Origin of the sequence: Xanthomonas sp. NCPPB 2586, assembly GCF_041475775.2 — a bacterium.
GTDB lineage: Bacteria > Pseudomonadota > Gammaproteobacteria > Xanthomonadales > Xanthomonadaceae > Xanthomonas > Xanthomonas campestris.
This window is the reverse complement of record NZ_CM192981.1, coordinates 4,828,898-4,851,126: the sequence shown is the minus strand read 5'-3', so window position 1 is coordinate 4,851,126 and position 22,229 is coordinate 4,828,898. Positions and strand designations below refer to the sequence as shown.

Annotated in this window: 16 protein-coding genes and 1 other RNA gene; 6 read left to right on the top strand and 11 right to left on the bottom strand. The window is 64.1% G+C overall.

Translation table 11 applies throughout. The annotated features are described in order from the left end of the window. Positions 1 to 89: 89 nt before the first annotated feature. Complete coding sequence (locus ACCQ09_RS21305; RefSeq protein ID WP_040942107.1) at positions 90 to 1,271, top strand: endo-1,4-beta-xylanase; 1,182 nt, start codon at positions 90 to 92, stop codon at positions 1,269 to 1,271. Positions 1,272 to 1,334: 63 nt separating this feature from the next. On the opposite strand, the gene ACCQ09_RS21300 is transcribed toward ACCQ09_RS21305, so the two are convergent. Then, a complete protein-coding gene (locus ACCQ09_RS21300) occupies positions 1,335 to 2,267 on the bottom strand; it encodes a hypothetical protein (RefSeq protein ID WP_228428086.1) in 933 nt (310 codons plus the stop codon). Between the two features lie 902 nt (positions 2,268 to 3,169). Here ACCQ09_RS21300 and ACCQ09_RS21295 point away from each other — a divergent pair. Next, entirely contained in the window at positions 3,170 to 4,207 is a 1,038-nt protein-coding gene (locus tag ACCQ09_RS21295; protein WP_040942105.1) for an SMP-30/gluconolactonase/LRE family protein, read from the top strand. Between the two features lie 127 nt (positions 4,208 to 4,334). On the opposite strand, the gene ACCQ09_RS21290 is transcribed toward ACCQ09_RS21295, so the two are convergent. Further along, positions 4,335 to 5,393 carry a Kelch repeat-containing protein gene (locus ACCQ09_RS21290; protein WP_040942104.1) on the bottom strand — a complete coding sequence of 353 codons (1,059 nt, stop codon included), beginning with the start codon at positions 5,391 to 5,393 and terminating at the stop codon, positions 4,335 to 4,337. A gap of 335 nt (positions 5,394 to 5,728) precedes the next feature. Between ACCQ09_RS21290 and ACCQ09_RS21285 the strand changes: the two genes are divergently transcribed. Next, on the top strand, positions 5,729 to 6,511 hold the full coding sequence (locus ACCQ09_RS21285; RefSeq protein ID WP_040942103.1) for a hypothetical protein: 783 nt from the start codon (positions 5,729 to 5,731) through the stop codon (positions 6,509 to 6,511). Positions 6,512 to 6,514: 3 nt separating this feature from the next. On the opposite strand, the gene ACCQ09_RS21280 is transcribed toward ACCQ09_RS21285, so the two are convergent. Both ACCQ09_RS21280 and ACCQ09_RS21275 read right to left on the bottom strand, forming a co-directional pair. After that, positions 6,515 to 6,585: non-coding RNA, sX9 sRNA (locus ACCQ09_RS21280), on the bottom strand. Between the two features lie 215 nt (positions 6,586 to 6,800). After that, positions 6,801 to 6,956 (bottom strand): DUF2256 domain-containing protein, encoded by a 156-nt coding sequence (locus tag ACCQ09_RS21275; protein ID WP_040942102.1) that lies wholly within the window; start codon positions 6,954 to 6,956, stop codon positions 6,801 to 6,803. A 225-nt stretch (positions 6,957 to 7,181) separates the two neighbouring features. Between ACCQ09_RS21275 and ACCQ09_RS21270 the strand changes: the two genes are divergently transcribed. Further along, positions 7,182 to 7,604 (top strand): hypothetical protein, encoded by a 423-nt coding sequence (locus ACCQ09_RS21270; RefSeq protein ID WP_040942101.1) that lies wholly within the window; start codon positions 7,182 to 7,184, stop codon positions 7,602 to 7,604. Positions 7,605 to 7,789: 185 nt separating this feature from the next. After that, positions 7,790 to 8,176 carry a bleomycin resistance protein gene (locus tag ACCQ09_RS21265; RefSeq protein ID WP_228428084.1) on the top strand — a complete coding sequence of 129 codons (387 nt, stop codon included), beginning with the start codon at positions 7,790 to 7,792 and terminating at the stop codon, positions 8,174 to 8,176. A gap of 46 nt (positions 8,177 to 8,222) precedes the next feature. On the opposite strand, the gene ACCQ09_RS21260 is transcribed toward ACCQ09_RS21265, so the two are convergent. The 7 genes from ACCQ09_RS21260 to ACCQ09_RS21230 all read right to left on the bottom strand — a co-directional run bounded on the left by ACCQ09_RS21260 (position 8,223) and on the right by ACCQ09_RS21230 (position 20,945). Continuing rightward, a complete protein-coding gene (locus ACCQ09_RS21260; protein ID WP_040942099.1) occupies positions 8,223 to 9,329 on the bottom strand; it encodes a type I restriction endonuclease in 1,107 nt (368 codons plus the stop codon). Between the two features lie 202 nt (positions 9,330 to 9,531). Beyond that, positions 9,532 to 10,995, bottom strand: a complete 1,464-nt coding sequence (locus ACCQ09_RS21255; protein WP_228428082.1) for a mannitol dehydrogenase family protein — start codon at positions 10,993 to 10,995, stop codon at positions 9,532 to 9,534. Positions 10,996 to 11,106: 111 nt separating this feature from the next. Next, positions 11,107 to 13,797, bottom strand: coding sequence for a glycoside hydrolase family 3 protein (locus ACCQ09_RS21250; RefSeq protein WP_228422517.1), 2,691 nt, complete (start codon positions 13,795 to 13,797; stop codon positions 11,107 to 11,109). A 2-nt stretch (positions 13,798 to 13,799) separates the two neighbouring features. Further along, the gene (locus tag ACCQ09_RS21245) at positions 13,800 to 15,482 is read right to left on the bottom strand and encodes a glycoside hydrolase family 43 protein (protein WP_228428102.1); all 1,683 of its coding nucleotides are present in this window, start codon (positions 15,480 to 15,482) and stop codon (positions 13,800 to 13,802) included. A gap of 20 nt (positions 15,483 to 15,502) precedes the next feature. Continuing rightward, entirely contained in the window at positions 15,503 to 16,762 is a 1,260-nt protein-coding gene (gene manD / locus ACCQ09_RS21240; protein WP_011039173.1) for a D-mannonate dehydratase ManD, read from the bottom strand. Between the two features lie 11 nt (positions 16,763 to 16,773). Beyond that, positions 16,774 to 18,738, bottom strand: a complete 1,965-nt coding sequence (locus ACCQ09_RS21235; protein ID WP_228428080.1) for a sialate O-acetylesterase — start codon at positions 18,736 to 18,738, stop codon at positions 16,774 to 16,776. Further along, a complete protein-coding gene (locus ACCQ09_RS21230) occupies positions 18,735 to 20,945 on the bottom strand; it encodes an alpha-glucuronidase family glycosyl hydrolase (protein WP_267129948.1) in 2,211 nt (736 codons plus the stop codon). Before ACCQ09_RS21230 ends, ACCQ09_RS21235 begins: the two co-directional genes overlap by 4 nt. Before the next feature lie 161 nt (positions 20,946 to 21,106). Here ACCQ09_RS21230 and ACCQ09_RS21225 point away from each other — a divergent pair, with 161 nt between their 5' ends. Beyond that, positions 21,107 to 22,192 (top strand): LacI family DNA-binding transcriptional regulator, encoded by a 1,086-nt coding sequence (locus tag ACCQ09_RS21225; RefSeq protein WP_228428078.1) that lies wholly within the window; start codon positions 21,107 to 21,109, stop codon positions 22,190 to 22,192. Positions 22,193 to 22,229: the final 37 nt, after the last annotated feature.

Below are 22,229 nucleotides of genomic sequence, written 5' to 3'. Positions count from 1 at the left end.
TGGTCGCCCGCTCAATGACAGAGGCGTCCATCGCCCAACGCGCGCGCAACTGCACCCGCTGTGACAGCAGCACTTCCAGGAACCACTGCATGCGCCTGTTTCGCCCACTCTTCTTTCGATGTGCAATGGTGCTGGGCTTGCTCGGCACAGCCGCTTCGCCCATCGCCTCGGCGGCCTGCACACCGGGCACCACGGCGCTCAAGGACGCGTATGCAGGCGGCTTTTTGATCGGCACTGCGGTCAATGCGGACATCGTCTCCGGCAAGGATGCGGCCTCCGCAGCGCTGGTTGGCTGCCACTTCAACGCGGTGACCGCCGAGAACGTGATGAAGGCCGAGGTGGTGGCGCCGCAGCCGGGCGTGTTCGATTTCACCGCGGCCGATGCCTTTGTCGCCGACGGGCAGCGGCGTGGCATGTTCATCGTTGGCCACACGCTGGTCTGGCATAACCAGACGCCGGAGTGGTTCTTTGTCGATGCAAACGGCAAACCGAATACGTCGCAAGTCCAACTGGAACGCATGCGCGCGCACATCGCGCGCGTGGCCGGCCGCTACGTGGGCAAGGTGCAGGCCTGGGACGTGGTCAACGAGATCCTCGACGAGGACGGCAGCTACCGCTCCACCAACTGGGTGCAGCGCGTCGGCGATGGCGATACCGTGGTGCGCAATGCGTTCGCCTTCGCGCAGCGCTATGCGCCCGACGCACAGCTCTACTACAACGACTTCAACGCCTGGCGGCCGGCCAAGCGCGACGGCATCGTGCGCATGGTCAGGATGCTGCAGCAGGCCGGCATCCGCATCGACGGCGTGGGCATGCAAGGGCATTGGGGCCTGAACTACCCCAGCGTGCAGGACATCGAAGCCGCCATCGACGCCTACGCTGCGCTCGGGGTCAAGGTCATGATCACCGAGCTGGACATCGACGTGCTGCCGGTCACCAAGGAAGGCCAGGTGATCGGCACGGGTTTTGCGCACAAGCAGTTCCAGTTACCCGAATTCAAGCACTTCCTCGACCCGTACCCGGATGGCCTGCCGCCACAGGTGCAGACGCAGCTACGTGACCGCTATGCGGAACTGTTCGCGCTGTTCTGGCGCAAGCGCGACAAGCTGGCGCGCGTCAGCGTCTGGGGCGTCAGCGATGGCATGTCCTGGAAGAACGACTACCCCGTGCCCGGCCGCACCAATTACCCGTTGCTGTTCGACCGCAACCACCAGCCCAAGCCGGCCCTGGATGCGGTGCTGGCGGTGCCGGCAGGCGCTAGCGGAAAGTAAGCGGAGGGCTGATGATCATCGCTTCTAACGACGCGCACTCCGGTTGTGTAACGGAGCATTCTTCTAGTCGGTAGGCAGCCCGATGGCCTTTGCGGCAGACAACAGCTCTTGTTGACGCCCCCCGCGTGGCCATCCCGTCACCTGTCGTACTACTCTCCCATTCTTGAAAAAATAGAATGCCGGGGTCTCCCAATGGTTGATCATCCTCCAATCAGACCGTCGATAAACAAGTGAGAAATGTGCGTCGGGATGATGTGCGTTCCATTGCGCGTAGACAGAAAAGTCAGGTTGTCTGCTGGGTGGTGCTATCCACCTGGAATAGTCCCGCATGAGTTCCCTGAGTGGCGAGCTTCTGGAGATGTCATCAGCGGCCTGTTGTGTGTAAGCACACAGAGGATCGCCTACGACGAGAATTGTCGTTGGTTCAAGTCGTGCCATCGACTCCTTCAGTACTGCCCCATCCGTATTCACGACCAACTCCGATGCCATTCCTGCTTCGCGACCTTTGAGCGGAATTAATTTGGGTGGTCGGCGTGGTAGTGCGTAAGAATAATGATGAAAGAACGCCTGAGCTGCATTGAAGTCCCGTGCTGCCACCAATGCACCATAGGTGTTGACGATATCACTTGGCTGCATCAGTCTCTTGCCCTCAAGTACCTTCAAAAGTTTTACTTGGTCGTTGGCAATGCCTGCATCGTCTGTATAAAACGAAGCGGCATTTGCCGCTTCAAAGAGGGCTCGTGCGTCGGTTGGCGAGAGCTTCTGGGCATCTTGCTTGAGCCGCAAGCGGATGCCTGCCAACGCATATGTCTGCATGGCATGGGCCAGTCTTTTACTCTCTGACGCCTGGTCAGGATTCTCGGCAGCTGCGATTATATCGGCACGTAGCTTCAGGACTCCAGACGAAGAATCGTCGCTTGCGCATGCGTCCCCTGCGTAAAGTTGCACCAGGGTTGAGCAAAGCACCGTCAGGTAGATCAGCAATTTCCAGTGCATATAAAGTCGATGGACTTTTGGCAAGTTCCGCGACCCGCGCAGCGATAGTCGCCGTAATCTACTTCGGGGTCCTTTGAAGCAGCAGGCTGAATCAATGAGGAGCTTGCCGATAGGATTGCACGATCAACCTCACTCTCAACACGCAGTCCGGGAACGGAAGCTGTCGCATCCTGGATGCCAAGCAATGACAATATTGCATAAGCTTGGCGAATGCTGAGTCCGCTCAATTCCTTGTAAGAAAACGTCGTAACCCCACGCTCGTTGAACTCGATGCTTTCGGTAAAACGCTGAGCAGAATTCCGGTTCAGCACTGATAGTGGGGATCCGATGGGCTCTTGGCCAGATAGCGCCTTACCTCTTGCTTATTCTTCAAAGGTGCCAATGCGAAGTCGCGGCTACGAATCTTTTGCGTCTCGCTTTGAATGGATGCTGCGTGTGCACTGTTCGCTTCAACCTGGGTGCTCTGCTTGGTTGCACTTGCACACAGGGGTGTGATGAACGCGAGCGCGGATAAGAAAAGAGCAATTCGGTTTTTCATTCTTCCCCCTCGGTTCGTCTTGAGTAGTGCCTGATTGGCTTGGCTCGGGAATAAGCTAGTACTGATTTTAGATAGAATTATTGCTTTTGGTCACACTCTAGTTGCCAATATGGATTTAAATTTTATAGGCAATATAAGTAAGGTGGGCAGGGACTCCGTGGCTGGCAGCTCCCGGGATGGTTTCTGTAAAGGTCTTGCAGTTCTGGCCTGTGCTATGAGTGCTCGATAGTAAGCGCAGCGCCTGACTGCTGTTCCTGCGTTTCGGCATGACAGGTTAAGGTTAGTTTGCATTAATGCCGCGAACACCGTAATGAGCTCGGCCGCTTGGTGGCATGATGGGTGTCACTGACGAATGGGATTTACGATGCGCCTGTCACTTTTGATGCTGTTGGTCATTCCGCTGCTCGCATTGCTTTCTGCCTGTACCAAGAGCAATGCACCGCCATCGCGATACCCGGCGATTGGCCATCTTGAAAGCTTCCATGCGAGCTTCAGCGATGTGGTTGCAACCGACGCACGCATCGAAAAGCTCACCGAAGGCTTCACCTGGTCCGAGGGCCCCACCTGGGTGCGGCAGGGCGGCTATCTGCTGTTCACCGATGTGCCAGAAAACAAGCTGTATCGCTGGTCCGACGACTCAGGGTTATCGGTGTTCCTGTCGCCTTCCGGTTACGCCGGCACGGATGTCGCCGCGCTGCGCGAAGCCGGTGCCAATGGCCTGTTTGCCGAACCGGGCGGCACCGTGTTGCTGGCCGATTCCGGTACCCGCATCGTGGCGCGGCTGGACCCTGCCACGCGCACGAAAACTCCACTGGCCACCAGTTTCGACGGCAAGCGCTTCAACAGCCCCAACGATGTGGTGCGGCGCGAGGATGGCGTGGTGTTCTTCACCGACCCGCCGTATGGCTTGAAGGGCATGAACGATTCGCCGGTCAAGGAACTGCGCTTCAACGGCGTGTATCGCCTGAATACTGACGGCAGCGTGCACCTGCTCGACGACAGCCTGAGTTTTCCCAACGGCATCGCGCTGTCACCAGATCAGCGCACGCTCTACGTGGCCAACTCCGATCCGGCGCGCCCGATCTGGATGGCGTATGCGCTGGATGCGCAGGGCGCGGTGACCGGCAAGCGTGTGTTCGCCGATGCCACCGACCTGGTCAACAAAGACACGCCCGGCTTGCCTGATGGCATGGCGGTGTCGGCAGAGGGCCGCCTGTTCGCCACCGGCCCCGGCGGCGTCATTGTGTTCGATCCGGATGGCCGCAGACTCGGCCGCATCGAAACCGGTGCCGCCATTTCCAACTGCGCGTTCGGCAATGACGGCCACACGCTGTACATGACCTCGCACGCACTGCTGGCGCGGGTGCAGGTGACCTCGCTTGGGTTGGAGTTTGCACGCTGACAAGCGCACCACGCACCGAAGGCTCGCGATAGCCGCTCCACCGTAGGAGCGGCCTTGGCCGCGACAGGGCAGCGCCGATGTACGGCATGCGCAGGCGCTTGATGCAGGCACGCCCGCAGCGCACTGGCTAGTCCAGTGACTGCGTCCCCTGCGCCTTCGCCAACACCAGCACATCCTCCAGCTCCGGCCCACCGCCCCGGTTGGCGCTACCCGCAGCGAGATAGACATCGCCCTTCACCGCGGCGGCCTGCGTGCCGTGGCGGCCCCGCGGCAACGTCGGCAGTGTCGTCCAGCGCGCCGTACGCGGGTCGTAGGCCTCCACCTCTTCGTGCGCCTTCACCTGACGCGTGCTCTCGCCGCCCATGACGAGCAGCCGGCCATCGCGCGCGGTCGCGGCGGTGCCCGCACGTGGCGTCGGCAGCATGGCGGGTGCAACTGTCCAGCTGCGCTGTGCAATGTCATACACATCGACCTCACTGATTGTCTGCGCCAGGGTATTGCCGCTTTCATGCGCGGAACGACGCCCGCCGGCGGCATACAGCTTGCCGTCGAGTACCACCGCATGGAAGTGATCGCGCGCATGCGGTGCGTCGGGCAGCTGCGTCCATTGTTGTGTCCGGGTGTCGAAAGCATCCAGCCAGGGCACGTAGCCGCTCATGTGGCCACGCGTATTGCCGCCGACCAGATACAACACACCGGCATGCTCCACCGTGCCGGCGGCACCGCGACGGCGCTGCGTGGGAATCTCCGGCCCGACCTGCCAATGGTCGGTCTTCGGGTCGTAGATCAGCATGTTGGTGAGCGAGGCTTCTTCGGGATAGTTGCCTGAAAAGCCACCCACCACGTAGAGCTTGCCGGACGACACCACGGCCTGGGCATGATTGACCATCAGCGGCGGCGTCGCGCCCTGCGACCACCGCTGCGTGGTGGTATCGAAGATCTCCAGCGGCCGGTCGTCGCGCCCACCCAGCAGGTACAGACGATCATCGATGGCGACCATGCTGTTCTCATGGCGCGCGTGCGGCGTGTTGTGCGTGGCCACCGTGCGCCACTGCGCAGGCTGCACCGCCTGTGCGGCTTCAGCCGATGTGCGGTTGCCATCGGGTGTGGCGCCAACGTGCGCAGGAATACATGTGACCCCGGCAGCGAACACGGCTGCGCGGAACGAAGTCGCCAAAGAGCTCATGGACGTCTCTGCCTGATTGCGATGACTGGCCAGTGTATCGGCACGCGCGTGCGCCGTGACCCTGCAAAAGCAGGCTGATCCGCGTGGTGCAGCGACGCCATGCAAAATTATTGCGACGTCACGCTACGCTGCTTGCATCAAGTCGATGGAGCCCGGTGGACGCATCTATCAACCGCTGCACGGCGTGCCCAATGCAGCACGCCAGAGAGCGGATCGCACAGATGCCTGCGCCCACAATGCACTGGCAGCGGTGGGTGCTCTCAGGCGCATGCTCTTCACGTCCAACAGCACCCCGCAATGCGAACACTACGGCAACGCACTGACAGGAGAGCTGCGTGGCACGCACCTCGACAACAAAGATCCTCAACACCACGCCACCCAAGACCGTCGCCAACGCAGCAGCCCGCGGATTGCGCTTGCGTGAGCAACACGGGCGCGGTGGCACCGCGATTGGTGTGGCACGTGCACGGGACCTCTCCATCCAGAAGCAGCTCTCGGCCCAGACCATTCGGCGGATGCACGCGTACTTCGCTCGCCACAGCGTGGACAAGACCGGCAAGGGATGGGCGGATCGCACCAAGCCATCCGCCGGCTACATCGCCTGGCTGCTGTGGGGCGGCGATGCCGGGCAGCGGTGGGCCGAGCGACTGCATGCCCGCCTGCAGGAGGGCGACAACAAGCAGGCCGGAGCGGCTACCCAGAAAGCCGCCAGCACGAAGTCGTCCGCCAAAAAAAGCGCGGCGAAAACAGGTGCGAGCGCCGCCACGTCGAACAGCGGAGCACGTACAGCCGCGAAGAAGCGCGCGACACCCCGCAAGGGCACGGCAAAGAAAGCCACTAGCAGACGCGCGACACAGCAGAGCAGCGTGCGGAAGGGCGCCACCAAGAAGGTGGCTGCCAAAAAAGCAACAAGCAACAAGACGGCTGCCAAGAAACCCGCCAGCAAGAGGACTGCACCCTGGAAAAAGCCCAACCCGGCCAAGACATCCAGGCCACTGTCGGCTGCGCAGAAAACCCAAGCCAAGGCCCGCGCCAAGGCTGCAGGCCGCCCCTACCCCAACCTGGTCGACAACATGGCGGTTGCGAAGCAATCGAAAACCAGGAAGGCCGCGGAGTAGGAGCGCCAACACAACATAGTGTGCGTTGGGTGGGTGCGGACGGCACGGAGGAGGCGGAGTGCACGGCGCTGCATAAGGATTCCGTGCACCGGCCTCGGGCGGCTGCGTCGTCGTTTTGATGGCTGCTCCAACTCGCCAGTACGCAGCATCCATCCAGCACGTCTGCACCGCAGCAGGCCACCAGGCAGCGCGGATGCTCCGCGCTAACCGGCGCGGCTTGGCAAGCCGGTGCCCTCGCTCGCCACAACGCGGTACGTTGGAAAGGGGCGCTGCGCAAACTCAACGGACCTCAGCTGCCCGGCTGAGCCTTACGCGCATGACGGCAGCGATCGGAACAGTACTTCACCTCGTCCCAGACACGCTCCCACTTCTTGCGCCAACGAAACGGTCGTCCGCAGTGAACGCAAACCTTCTCTGGCAAGTGTTGTTTCTTGGGCGCTGCCATGTGGGTGCTGACTCAAGAGGCATGGCGATGAGGTCTCAAGCATGTCATAGCCATGTACCGTAACCATGCCTCGGGAATGAATCGCTCACGAGGTGACATGGCCAGTCATCTGGCAGGCCACAACTTCGGGCCCATTGTCTATAGTGGGGGGCCGCTGGCAGGCGCCTGCTCTGTGGACCCACCCCACGCGATGAAGCGCAGGCTTCGTCTCAGACAAGGACGGTCGTGAAAGTATCTCTCCTCGTGTTATCTGCACTGCTCTATGGCATTGCGCTCTGTCTTCCCGCATTGCATGGAGGCAACGATCAACTTGGCGGTTTCGTCATTTTGCTGCTTGGCTGGATCCAGCTGGTCGATGGCCAATGTATCGCCTGGTTAAGCAACCCACTGCTCTTCCTGGCGTGGCTTTGTTACTTCCTCAAACTGGACAAGTTGGCTGCGGCCTTGCTGGTATCAGCCTGCCTGATCGGACTGGATACCTTTCGCGCAACCAGGTTCGACAAGAACGAGGCCGGTCATCAGGTCATGATCGATCACGTGGGCGCCGCGTTCTACATGTGGGAGTTGAGCTTTCTGATCCTGCTTGCAGTGGTGCTGATGCGTCTTTTGAAGAAGAACGCCGCCATGCGAAGTGATCAGGCGGTCTGAGGGAGCGGGCGGCACTATCTGCAAGCGACAATGTGATGATGAAGCCTGGGCCGCTGGCAGGTTCTGAGCTGGGTGGTGAATCAGGTAAATCGCAGGGCGGTGGCGTGAACACCGCTTGGGCTATTACGCTGCCAATGATCGCCGTAATGTGTTCAGCACTGATCCCTTGGACAGAGGAGACAAGAATGAATGCCAGCGCCAATGTCGGTGACCAGACCATCCCAATCCTCCCCAGCCGCTCGATCGCGCAGACGCTGACGTTCTATCGCGCGCTTGGCTTCACCGGCGATGCGCACCCGCATGATGCGGGCTACACGATCCTGCAGCGCGGCGATGTGGAACTGCACTTCTTTGCGCATCCGGATCTGGACCCGGCGGCCTGTTATGCGGGCTGCTATCTGCGCGTGACTGATGTGGACGCTGTCTATGCCGCGATGCTGGCAGCAGCGCTTCCGGCACGAGGCATCCCACGGATCGATCCGCTCGGCGACAAGCCTTGGCGCATGCGCGAATTTGCGATTGTGGATGAGAGCGGCAACTTGCTGCGGATCGGTCAACAGCTCGAGCCGTGACGCACCGGGAGATTATAACGCCCGGCGCATGGAGTGCTGAGGCCGACTAAGCACAGTCTTCCTGTGGCAAATACGCTGCGACAGTGGCGCGAATCTTTTCTGCGAAATTATAAATATCGTCAATCGAACCGAGATCGATCTGCTCCTCTTCCTTGGCTGCATTGAAAAGCCCAAGCCGGAGCTTTTGAGGGTTGTTGAACCGAAGTCTGCAGATCGGCTTCCGATTGTTGTCGTCCAGGAGGATGGCGCAATAGCTTTGAGCATCCCTCATAAAGACGCGTCTTCCAGGAATGGCTTCGCGTACGATCGCTCTGACAACGTGAAAGCCTTCGACCTCTTCCGGCGTTGTGACGATCAGTGGATCAGGAGCAAGTGAGGCTGCCGCCGTAGGCTGATCTGCGGGGACATGCGAGATGTGATCACCGATCAAGGCAGTTTCAGGTGCCATGGCACCTTTAAGCCGTTCATTGATTCGCTCACTGACCAGCTGATCGAACGCGCGGCGCGTGATCGCTGTGAATTGATCGCGGATTGCCGGCGTAAAGCGTCTTGTTCCGACCAGATCAGCCGAGACCAGCTTGACGAATTCTTCGGTAGGCTGATGCATCCATTCTGCCAGACGTGTCTGGATAGCGCGTGTGTACTTCAATTCATTCGCGGTCGTCAGGATCGTGTCTAGGTCAAACGCCGACTTGGCAAACTTTTTGAGTTCTTCGACATCGCGTTCTTTGAAATCAAGGACGTTGAATTCGAAGAACGGCTTTTCATCCATCTTGTTCGGCTGTTCTAGGTCAGTGAAAAACCTGTAGACCAAGCCGTTCGTCAAAACACCAAAGCGTGCCGCAGTGACGTGGAAGTAGCGAAATAGCTGGCCTGCATGATTGATGCTTAGCTCGGCACCCGCTTTCTTACACTCGAAAAGAATGATGGGTTTGCCATCGCGAAGAATCGCATAGTCGACTTTCTCGCCTTTCTTCGTGCCGACATCGGCAACGATTTCCGGCGTGACTTCGAGTGGATCGAAAACATTGTATCCAAGAATTTGGATGAGGGGCATCACCATTGCATTCTTGGTGGCCTCTTCTGTCTGAATTAACGCGCGTGTCGTACTGATGCGTGTCGCAAGCACACGCAACTGATCAATAAAATCCATCTAACCCGCTCCCTTCCCCTGTTGTGTAATTTTTACCACAGCAAAGCGACGAGAACGCAATAGGCACAAGTTTTGTGGTTGACGCATGGATCAGTTCGCTAGGACTCGTCGGGGGAGAGCGAATTGTTTGCATGAGGCCGGATGTGTCAGGACTAACGTTGTCCTGCAATACATTTGGGTGTGACCGAGGTAAGCGCTTGATCTATGCAGTTGCCAGAAGCTGTTGTACATCTGCCGGCCGCGCAGTTTGGAAGAGGGCATACGCCTGCTGTAGCGCTTCTACAAAACGCTCGTCAGCAGACAGCGGCGCAAACGCTGCGTCAACTGTGAGAAATGCAGCGATATCCCGGTGTGCGTCGCCGGTTGCGATACGGCCGATCGCACTTAGCTGTTCGCCCAGCGGATCAACCAACGCAACACCCGCGTGTGCTTGCCTGCGCACAAAGTGCAGCCAGGCTGCGACCGGCAAGCAGAGGCGATCGATGCGGCGGCCGGCGGTGAGTGCGTCGGCAATGGTGCCGAGCAGGCGCACCGGAATCTTCTGCGAGCCGTCCCAGGCGATCTGGGCCAGCAGGTGGCGGATGGCGGGGTTGCGGAAGCGGGCCAGGATGGCCTCGCTGTAGCGGTGCGGGTCGAAGCCGGGCATCGGCGCCAGGCTGGGAGCGATGTCCTCGCGCATCAGCGTTGCGACGAAGCTGGCCAGCGGCGTGTGCTGCATGGCATCGGCCACGGTCTCCAGCTGCAGCAGGCTGCCGAGGTAGGCGAGCGCCGAGTGCGGGCCGTTGAGCAGGCGCAGCTTGGCGCGCGCGTAGCCGGCGATATCGTCGCTGAGCGTGACGCCTGCGCGTTCGAACGCCGGGCGGCCGTTGCAGAACCGGTCTTCGATCACCCACTGGGTGTAGCGCTCCCGCTGGATCGGCCAGGCGTCGTGCAGGCCGGTCTGTGCGTGCACTTGCGCGCGTAGCGCCTCGTCGGTGGCAGGGGTGATGCTGTCCACCATCGAGCGCGGAAAGCTGACGTGCTGTTCGATCCAGGCGGCGAGCGCGGGATCGCGTTGCTGCGCAAGCAGCACGGTGGCGCGGCGCAGCAGGCTGCCGTTGTCGGCCAGGTTGTCGCAGCTGAGCACGGTGAACGGTGCGCGGCCGTGCTGCCTGCGTGCATACAGGCCGGCGACCAGGTAGCCGATCGCGCTGCGCGGTGTCTGCGGATGCGCAAGGTCATGCACGATATCGGGGTGGCTGAGGTCCAACGCATCGCCTGCCAGGCAATAGCCTTTTTCGGTGACGGTGAGAGTGACCAGGCGCACTGCCGGATCGGCGAGGCGGGCGAGCACGGCAGGTTGCTCATCGCTGGCGCAGAGCACTTCGGCGATGGCACCGATCACGCGCAGCTGTGGCTGTGCATCGAGCAGTGCAAGCGTGTACAGGCCGTCCTGCGGGCGCAGCGCATCGCGCACCTGCGGGTTGTGCAGCGACACCGCGCAGATGGCCCAGGCGGGGTCGTCGGCGAGCAGGTCATCGATGTAGACGGCCTGGTGCGCGCGATGGAAGGCGCCAGCGCCTAGGTGGACGATGCCGATGGTGGTGTGTTTGGGAGTGTAGGTGGGAGTGAGGACGGTGGCAGGTAGGTGGGCGAGTGTTGCGATGGAGAGCGTTGGAATTGGCATGGGTGTTTGTTTGAAATCGTGGGGTGATGCAAGTTCGCTTGGTGGCCGTACCCTCACCCCAACCCCTCTCCCGACGGGAGAGGGGCGTTGATTCCGCGGCGTGCGGTGGGATCAGTTTGCGGTGACGGTGAAGCGTTGTTTGCTGCGGATGTCTGCGCTGGAGGCGCCGATCTGCAGCTCGTAGGCGCCTGGGTTCACGGCGTACGCTTTGCGCTGCTCGTCGTAAATACGCAGCGCCTCGCGCGGGGTGATGGTGAAGCTCACCTCGCGGTGTTCGCCTGGTTGCAGGGTGATGCGCTGGAAGCCGCGCAACTCCTTGCGTGCGCGTTCGCGCTGCGGGTTGAGCGGGTGCAGATACAGCTGCACCACTTCATCGCCGGCACGCTGGCCGGTGTTCTTCACCGACACGGTGGCGCGCAGCGTGCCATCGGCGGCAACGGTGGTGCGGTCAAGCCGCAGGTTCGAATACGCAAACTGCGTGTAGGCCAGGCCATGGCCGAACGGGTACAGCGGCTTGCCGTCGAAGTAGCGGTAGGTGCGCCCGCGCATGGCGTAATCGTCGAAGGCCGGCAGGCGTTCGTCTTCCTTGTAGAAGGTGATCGGCAGGCGCCCGCCTGGGCTGGCTTGGCCGAACAGCACATCGCCCACTGCGGTGCCGCCACGTTGGCCGGGGTACCAGGCCAGCAGGATGGCGGGCACGTGTTGCTGCGCCCAGTCGATGGCCAATGCGGAGCCAGTGGTGAGCACCGCGACCACTGGCGTGCCGGTGGCCTGCAGTGCCTGCAACAGCTCGCGTTGGGGTTTGGGCAGGCGCGTGTCGGTGCGGTCGCCGCCGGCAAAACCGGGGTAATTGACGTCCATTTCCTCGCCTTCGACATCGCCGGTGAGGCCGCCGACAAACACCACCACATCGGCATTGCGCGCGGCATCCACGGCTTCCTGCAACGGCGGTTTGGCGCCGGGCATGCGCCACGCCAGGCGTACGCCGGCATCGCGGGTGGCTTCGTAATACTCCACGCGCAGGTCGTAGGCCTTGCCGGCTTGCAGCGCCACGGTGGCCGTGCCGCCACGCATGCGCGGCGCATCGCTCCACTGGTCGATGAGCGGCTTGCCATCCAGATACAGGCGCACGCCGTCGTCGGCGGCGATCTGCAGCTCGTAGTTTCCCGACACCGGCGGCAGCAACTGGCCGTGCCAGCGCACGCTGAAGTCGTCCTTGCCGAGCGCCTGGCCGGGCTGCAGTTCGCCGCGGCCGACCGCATCGTCGGTGGGCGCATTGCGGTCCCAACGGAAGGCGATGCGCGGGTCGATGCGGGTGAGCACCGGCTGGCCTGCCAGTGCACGGCCACGGAAGTAGTCACCGGTAAGGCCGTTCTGGCTGGCACCGGCGGCCGGGCGCAGGTAGCGCGCGTCGATCGGTGCGGCCGCGTTGGGGTCTTCGCGGCCTTCCACCAGGTCGCTGCCGCGTGCATACACCACCTCGGCCTGCGGGGCGGCGTCGCGGATGCCTTGCAGGATGGTGACCGGCGCGGCCGGTGTGCCGTAGTAGTTGCCCAGCAGCGACATCGGGTCATCGGCGGTGGGGCCGACCACGGCAATGCGCTTGAGCGTGGGCTTGAGCGGCAGCAGGCCGTCGTTTTTCAGCAGTACCAGCGATTCGCGTGCGGTGCGCCGGGCCAGTGCATCGTGCTGCGGCGATTGATTGGCCGATGCCGGGGTCTGCGCCCACGGCACCTTGGCCGGCGGGTCGAACATGCCCAGCCGCAGGCGCGCGGCCATCAGCCGTGTCAGCGACCGATCGATGGTGGCTTCATCGATCAGGCCGGCACGCACGGCGGCAGGCAACGCGGCATAGGTGTCGCCGCAATCCAGGTCGGTGCCATGCTTGACGCCGAGTGCGGCGGCGGCTTCGGGCGTGGGCACGATCTTGTGGTTCTGCCAGATGTCGCGGATGGCCGCGCAGTCGCTGACGATGTAGCCATCGAAACCCCAATCACGGCGCAGGATGCCTTCCAGCCGCGTGCTGGCCGATGCGGACTCGCCGTTGACGCGGTTGTAGGCACCCATCACCGCGGCGACGTGGCCTTCCTGCACCAGCGCCTGAAAGGCGGGCAGATAGGTCTCGTAGAGATCGCGCTCGCTGGGATGCACGTCGAAATGATGACGATCCGCCTCCGGGCCACTGTGCACCGCGTAATGCTTGGCGGTGGCATCGAGCTTGCGATACGGCCCCTGCTGCGCCTGCAGGCCCTGCACGAAGGTGACGCCCATGCGCGCGGTGAGGAACGGATCCTCGCCATAGGTTTCCTGGCCACGGCCCCAGCGCGGGTCACGGAAGATGTTGATGTTGGGCGACCAGAACGTGAGCCCCTGGTAACGCTTGTGCTCGCCGCCCGCCAGGAAGGCATGGTGCTTTGCGCGCGCTTCGTCACTGATGGCGGTGGCCACCTCGGCCATCAACGGGGTATCGAACGTGGCCGCCAGGCCGATCGCCTGCGGAAACACCGTGGCACCGCCGGCGCGGGCCACGCCGTGCAGGGCTTCGTTCCACCAATCGTATTCGGGCACCTGCAGGCGCGGGATGGCGGGCGCGGCGTTCTGCATCTGCGCGGCCTTTTCCTCCAGCGTCATGCGCGATACCAGATCGGCGGCGCGCGCCTGCAGCGGTTGCGTGGGGTCCAGATATGGCGGCGGTGGCGTTGCGGCGTGCGTGCTGCCGGCGGCCACGCCGAGCGCCAGCAACAGGCCCCGCGCCAGGGCACGGTGCGGCACGCGGGCATGCGGGGCAGGATGGGAATGCATGCTCAATCCTCCTTGGTGCGGTCTGGGTCCAGCTGGGCGAAGGGTCCGATCGTGCTGCCGACAAAGCCGCCGGCCTGTGCAGTGCTCAGCATGCTGGCGTCGTCGTGACGCTGCAGCCATTGCCAGCCGTGCCCGGTTGCATCAAAGGCAAAGCTGTAGCGCCCGCCATCGCCGCTGATCTGCAGCCGCAATGGGGCGGTGGTGACCGGGATGCGCGTACGTGCCAGGGTGGTGGTGCGCGTGCCGTCGCGCTTGTCCACGAAGACCTCCGCGCCATCGCCATCACGGCGTACGCCCAGCGCGTACCACGCGTTGGAATTCTGCACCGCGGCCAGGCCGGCGCTGATGCCCGCGTGGGCTGGCAACTCCAGCGCGGTGCTGGCGGTGAAGTGCGTGTGCTGCTGGCGCCGCCCCAGAAACGCCGGGTTGCCGGTGCTGGCCAGTCCTTGCGGTGTGGCGTGCAGGGTGAGCCAGCCCGGGCGTGCACGCAGGTCGGCCCAGTCACGCTTGGGCACGCGCAACGACAGCCATTCGCGCTGCGGCGTGGGGGCGTCGAACCCGTCGCGCCAGGTGAAGTTGCCGGACAGCGGCGTTTGGTCGATGCGCGCCGGCGTGCCGTGCGGTGCCTTGGCCACGTAGGGAATCGGTGCGCCCGGCGGCAGGATCGACGGCCAGCCATCGCGCCACTGCACCGGCAGCAGGAAGGTTTCGCGCCCGGTGTTGTAGCGGTCGTGCGCGTAGGGCCGGCTGGCCAGGAACACCGCCCACCACTGTCCGTCGGGCGTGTCCACCAGGTCGACATGGCCGGCATTGCTGATCGGCTGCGCGCGCCCGGCAGGCAGGTCGCGCTGGGTGAGGATGGGGTTGTGCGGCGCGGGCGCGTACGGGCCCCACACGTTGCGACTACGCAGCACCACTTGTGAATGCTGCGGCCCGGTGCCGCCTTCGGCGCACGACAGGTAGTACCAGCCATCGCGTTGGTAGAGGTGCGGGCCTTCGATCCAGATCGGCTTGCTGGCCAGGTCCACGCCGCCGTTGAGCAGCACCTTGCGTAGGCCCACCGGCTGGTGGGTGGCCAGATCAAACCGTTGCATCCAGATGGCGCGATGGCCTTCGTACAACGAAGTGCCTTCAGGCGGGCCGTTGTTGAGCAGGTACGCGCTGCCATCGGTATCGAAGAACAACGACGGGTCGATACCGTCCACGCCGGGTAGCCAGCTGAGCCTGGACCACGGCCCGGCCGCACTGGTCGCGCTGGCAATGAAATTGCCGCCGCTGTCCACCGCGGTGCCCACCACATAGAACCGCCCGGCATGGTGGCGGATGCTGGCGGCGAACATGCCGCGCGACACGCCCAGGCCATCGTAATCGAGCTGCTCACGCCGCTCGACCACATTGCCGACCTGCGTCCAATGCACCAGGTCCGTGCTCTCGAACACCGGAATCGCCGGGAAATACGCAAAGGTGGAATTGACCAGGTAATAGCGCTCGCCCACGCGCGTGATGCTGGGGTCGGGATAGAACCCGGCCAGGATCGGATTGCGATAATGCCCGGCGGGCAGTGGCGTTGCGAACACCGGGTCATCGCCGCGGTACTCGAACCAGTCGAACGCCACGGCCTGCTTCGGCGCCGCTGGCTGCGCATACGCCGCCAGCGGCGCGACCAACGCCACGCTTACAGCCAGCAGTAAGGCACGCATGCGCCTCACCAGTCCCACATCGCGCCGTCTTCCAGACGCGCGATCGGCAACTGCTTGGGCACGTAGGGGTACTTCGCGGCCAGGGTTTCATCGATGTCCACGCCATGCCCGGGCGTTTCCCCGCAATGCAGGCGCCCGTCGCGGAACACGTAGTCGTGCGGGAACACCGCATTGGCCTCGTCGGAATGGAACATGTATTCCTGGATACCGAAATTGGGCACCCAGGTGTCGAAGTGCAGGGCCGCGCCCATGCACACCGGCGACAGATCGGTGGCGCCGTGGAAGCCGGTGCGCACCTGATGCAGCGCGGCAAAATCGGCCAGCCTGCGCACATGCGTGATGCCGCCGGCATGGACAATGGTGGTGCGGATGTAGTCGATCAGCTGTTGCTCGATCAGGTGCTTGCAGTCCCAGAGCGAATTGAACACCTCGCCCACCGCCAGCGGCGTTACCGTGTGCTGGCGAATCACTTCGAACGCGCGCTGGTTTTCCGCCGGGGTGGCGTCCTCCAGCCAGAACAGGCGGTACGGCTCCAGGTCGCGACCCAGGCGCGCAGCTTCGATCGGTGTGAGGCGGTGATGCGCATCGTGCAGCAATTCGATCTCATCGCCGTGGTCGGCGCGCAGCTGCTCGAACAACTTCGGCACCACCCCCAGGTAGCGTGGCGTGGACCACACGGTTTCGGTGGGCAGTTCGCTTTCGGCCGGCTCGTACGGCTTGCCGCCGCTGGAGATGCCGTAGGTCTTCTTGATGCCGGGCACGCCGCATTGCGCGCGGATGGCGATAAAGCCCATCTCGCGGAAGCGGCCCACCTCGTCGCTGGTTTCGGCGATGTCGCGGCCGTTGGCGTGGCCGTAGACCAGCGCGCCTTCGCGCGAGCGCCCGCCCAGCAACTGATACAGCGGCAGGCCGGCCATCTTGCCCAGGATGTCCCACAACGCCACGTCCACCGCGGCAATCGCGCTCATTGTCACCGGCCCGCGCCGCCAGTACGCACCACGGTAGAAGAACTGCCAGATGTCTTCAATACGCCCGGCATCGCGGCCAATCAGGTTCGGCACCAGGTGTTCCTGCAGGTACGCCGCCACCGCCAGTTCGCGGCCGTTGAGCGTGGCATCGCCCAGCCCGGTGATGCCCGAGCGGGTGCGGATCTTCAAGGTGACGAAGTTGCGCCCCGGGCAGGTGACGATGACGCGCGCCTCGACGATCTCGCGATCGCGGGCGGAGCCTTGCAGCGGGGAGGGGGAGTCGACGGTCTGTGACATCGGGGTCTCGCTCATCGGGAAGTGGCGGCAGTGATGGGAAGTTCGAACGGGCCTGCAGGCAGGCCGCTGCGGTCGTACAAGGTGCACACCGGGCTGTCGGCCCAGCAGTAGCGCACGCGCGTGGCCTGCAGGTCGGCCGGCACGCGCAGCGTCACGGTGTCACCGTGCACGCTGGCCGGCGCATAGCGGCAACTGCCGCTGGCCGCGCCGCAGACCTCGAAGCCGATCGGCGCGCTGGCGCTGTAGCTTTGCAAGGCGGTGTCCACGGCATCGAAGCGCACGCGCAGTGCCTCGCCATCGCGTTGCACATCGCGCGGTACCGGGCCGGAAGCGGCAATCGCCTCGCCATACACCACCTTGCGCGCCGCACGTGCCAGGCGCCGCCCAAGTTCTTGCTTGTTGGCCGGATGAATGTCGTAGCGGTCGCCGATATCGATGGCCACCGCCAGCCCGGCATGCGCATCGCCGGCCACGAAGCGGCGCTGCGCTTCGCGGAGCTGTGCCCAGCCGCTTTCCACCGGTTCGGTAGGCGGCATGCCGTAGTTGGCCAGCTGCACCACCAGCAGCGGCAACTGCGCGCCGAAGCGCTGCCGCCAGTCGCGCCGCCAGGCGTCGAGCAAGGCCGGGTAGTGCGCCGCATCGCCGGCATTGGATTCGCCCTGGTACCAGAGCACGCCGCGCAGGCCCAGCTGGCCGAGCGGGGCGATCATGCCGTTGTACAAGGTGGTCAGCCCGGCCGCCGACGACCAGGGCGCGCGGGGCGGCATGCCCACTGCGGCCGGCACGCGTTGGTACTGCCAGGGGCGGTCCAGCGGCACGCGGCTGCCGTCGGCAAACTGCAGCGCACGCGAGGACGCATCGCCCAGTAACCCACCACGGCGGTAGGTGTTGAGCACGTTGAGCACAATGCTGTTGCGCCCGGCCTGCAGCTGCCCGCGTGGCACGCTGTAGCGGCGCGGCTGGTCGGCGCCGTAGCTGCTGCCCACCGCATGGCCGTTGACCCAGGTCTGGTCCAGCTCGTCCACCGGCCCGAGGAGCAGCGTAGCGTCCTGCGCGGCCTGCGCCGCGGTCAGCTCAACAGTGCTGCGGTACCAGACCATGCCGTTGAAACCGACCAGCTGCGGCACGCCCCACTCGTCCCAGGCACCGAGCGTGGCCGGCGCGGGTTGCCATGCGCCCGGCGCATCCGGCTGCCACGGCGCGCCGTCGCCATGCGTACGCCACCAGGTTTCCCACAACCTGCCCCAGCGTGGCGCGGCATCGGTCGGGCTGGTGGCGTAACGCGCCAGCACGTCCAGCGCGGGGCCATCATCGCCGGCCGCGCGCAGTGCGGCGTCACCGATCCACGCCTGCAGTTGCGAGCCGCCCCACGAAGCATTGATCAAGCCCATCGGCACCGCCACGGTCTTCTGCAGTTCGCGTGCGAAGTAATAGCAAGCTGCCGAGAAATCCTTCACCGTTTCAGGCGTGGTGGGTTGCCAGACGGCAGCGCCAGCGAAGCTGCGTTGCGGGGTCGGGCTGGACTGCGCCGGCACCTTGAACATGCGGATGGTGGGGTGATCGGCGTCGGCGATTTCGCTGCGGGAATCCAGCGTGCGATGCACCTGCAGCTCCATGTTGGATTGGCCCGAGCACAGCCAGACATCGCCCACCAGCACATCGTCCAGTTGCTGGGTCACGCCGCCTGCACTGCGCGCACTCAGCGTGTATGGGCCACCGGCGGCGCGCGCCGGCAGGCGTGCCTGCCAATGTCCCTGGCGGTCGGCACGTACCTGCACCTGCTGCTCGCCCAGGCGCAGCGTCACCTGTTCGCCAGCCGGCGCATCGCCCCACAGGCGGATCGGCGCATCACGTTGCAGCACCATGTGCGGCTGGAATAACGCATGCAGCAATGGCGCGTCGGCTGCCGCTGCATGGGAAGGTGCGAGCAACACGCCCAGCGCCGCGATCAATGCCACCCGTGTCCGTGCACTCATTTCGGGTTCCCCGGTGCGTATGGAAACTTCAGCGCCTGGTAGTACGCCAGCGGATGCGCCGGTGGCGCCGTGCCAGCCGGCAACGCACGGCCGGACACCTGCTGGAAATACGCAATGCTGGCATCGCGCCACCACTGCGCCTCGTCCTGCTGGATCGCCAAAAACGCTGCGATCTGCTGGTAACGCTGCGCATCGATGCGGCCGTGCAGCTGCTGCCACGTTGCACGCATCTGCTGCACTTCATCCACACCGTGGTCGTAATGCCACACCAGCTCGTCCCACAGCGGCCGCCCCGAGGCCATGCGGTGGTCCCATGGCGCGTGGTGGAACCACAGCAGGTAACGCTCGGGCACGCGTTGCACGTTGCCGAACACGCGCGCCACCGGCGCGGCATATTGCGCAGCCGCATTGCTGCCACTGGCACTGCGATCAAATCCAATCCCGTTGTGATCAGCACGGTGGTAATACACCGGGTCCCAGTCCGGGCGCTCGCTGCCGGCATCCCACGGCGCCGGACCGTAATGATGGCCACGCCCCATCAGATGATGCAGGCCGAGCGGAGTCATGTAATTCACCACCGCCTCGCGCGAGCGCAGCAACAGGTCCACCACCGGCGTGACCACCGCGCTGTCGTTGGAAAAGCTCATGCGCACCCATTCCTGCGCGATCGCTTCCGGGCGCAGATCCGGATCCCAGGCCAGCCTTCCGAACGCATACCAGTTGGCCTGGTCGAAGATCGAGCCGCTCCAGTTGCGATCTGCTCCGATGTTGGCCACCCCGGCAATCCCGGTCAGCGGCGAGCGCGTGGTGGCCTTGAACAGGCTGCCATCGACCGTCTTTGCCACGGTCGAGCCCTTGCCACGCGCATAGGTATCGGCCTGCAGCGTTTCGGAGAACAGGCTGCCGAGGTAGGCCACATGCGTAGAGAAGCCTAGATATTCCTTGGTGATCTGGAACTCCGGCATCAGCGGCGTCTTGCGCATTGCACCGAACAACGGGTGGAACGGCTCGCGCGGCTGGAAATCGATCGCACCGTTCTTCACCTGCACGATCACGTTGTCGCGGAACGCGCCATCCAGCGGCAGGAATTCGCTATACGCCTGCTTGGCGCGGTCGTCCGGCTGCTCATGCGAATAGACGAACGCACGCCACATCACCACGCCGCCGTGCGGCGCCAGTGCATCGGCAAGCAGGTTGGCACCGTCGGCGTGGCTGCGGCCGTAATCCTGCGGGCCCGGCTGGCCTTCGGAATTGGCCTTGACCAAGAACCCGCCAAAATCAGGGATGCGCGCATAGATCGCATCGGCCGTTTCACGCCACCAACGCTGCACCTGCGGGTCCAGTGGGTCGGCGGTCTTCAAACCGCCAATCTCGATCGGTGCACTGAAGCGCGCGCTGAGAAACACGCGGATGCCATAGGGGCGAAACACCGTGGCCAGCGCCGCGGCCTTGTCCAGATACTGCGGCGTCAGGCTCCACGCTTTGGCGTTGACGTTGTTGAGCACCGTGCCGTTGATGCCGAGCGAGGCGTTGGCGCGTGCATAGTCGGTGTAGCGCGGGTCCAGGTAGCCGGGCAGGGTCTGCCAGTTCCACAAGGAGGCGCCGGCATAGCCGCGCTCCACCACGCCATCCAGGTTGTCCCAGTGATTGAGCAGGCGCAGCTGCAGCCGTGGCGTCTGCCGGATATCCAGCGCGCTCAGCGACTGCCCGGTCTGCACCAGCCTCAGCAGATGGAACGCGCCGTACAACACGCCCACATCGCTGCCGCCAACAATCACGGTCGCCTGATGGCCATCCACGCGCGTGCTGCGGATCAGGTAGCCCTCGCGCCCCAGCGCCTGGGTTGCCAGGCCCAACGCGGCAATCTGCGGTGTCTGCGCGGTCCCCAGCACGATCGCGCCATCGCGCGTGGCCGCTTGCGTCAGCGCTGGCGCCACACCGAGCAGACCGTGCAGGCCGCGCTGCAACTCGTCACTGGCCGCCTGCAGCGTGGGCGTTGCGCCCAGCACGACCAATTCGCGCGCGCTGCCTTGCTTCTGTGCCGCATCGCGCAATAAATGGTAGCGCAACCATAAATCGTAGCCGTCTTCGGCATGTGCGGTCATCGCTGGCAACACCGCGCTGCACACCAGCAACGCCAGCAGCAGCCAATGCGCGCAGGCGGCCTGCGTGCGCCGCACAAATTTCCTGGTCATGCGTGCGCTCATACCTTGCATCCGGTTGCCTGATCGTGATGTGCGTGCCTGTCGCCGCTCTGCCTGCTTCCCGGTACCATGCGACGCACAGCTCGGCGCGTTGCTCGCCGCTGCACCAGCGCCGCGGTGCGCTTGCATACCGCATGTTCGTCAGCCATTTGAAGAGGCCACGCTTGGAGAAGGTCAGGAAATCGGTCCGCCGCACCAGCCGTGCGATCACCATCAACGAGGTGGCAGCGCTGGCCAAGGTCTCGCCGATGACGGTATCGCGCGTGGTCAACAGCAACGGCAATGTGCGTGATGCCACGCGCGCGCGCGTCATGCGCGCAGTCGACAAACTGGGTTACACCCCGAACCTCGCTGCCAGCGCGTTGGCCGCCGCGCAGAGCACGCGCATCGCATTGATCTACAGCGACCCCAGCGGTGCGTATCTGCGCGAATTGCTGCTCGGCGTGCTGCGTGTGGCCTCGCGCACCTCGATCCAGCTGGTCATCGACTGCTGGGACGATCTGGACGCCGATGCCGAGCGCAAGGCCGCACGCAAGCTCGCCAAGGGCGTGGCCGGTGTGATCCTGCCGCCGCCGCTGTGCGAATCCAAGGCGGCGGTGCTGGAACTGGTGCGTGCCAAGGTGCCGGTGGTGGCGATCGCCTCCAACCATTTCAGCCCGGATGTGGCCTGCGTGCGCATCGACGAATTCGCCGCCGCCAAGGAAATCACCGAGCATCTGATCGCGCAGGGCCACACGCGCATCGGCTATATCGCCGGCCACCCGAACCTGTCGGCCAGCACGCGGCGTTTTGAGGGATTCCAGGCTGCGCTGTCCGATGCCGGCCTGCGTCTGGATCGTCACCTGGTGCAAACCGGCGACTACACCTACCGCTCGGGTCTGCTTGCGGCCGAAAAATTGCTCGCACGCAAGCGGCGCCCCAGCGCGATCTTTGCCAGCAACGACGACATGGCCGCCGCTGCCATTTCGGTCGCGCACCGGCGTGGGCTGGATGTGCCGCGTGATCTGTCGGTGGTCGGCTTCGACGATACCTCTGCCGCCACCGCGGTGTGGCCGGAACTCACCACCGTGCAGCAGCCGATCGCCGCCATGGCCGATGCCGCATTGGACATCTTGTTGAAGACGATTCGCGCCAAGGAGCGGCCCGCGCGGACGATGGTCGATCATGTGGTCGCACACCTGCTGGTCAAGCGGGATTCGGTGGCTGCACCGGCAGCCGACGCGGCAGAGCAGCCCTCCGCCGGGCCGTAAACGCTGTCGCCAGCGTCACGGCATTGCGCGCTCGCCC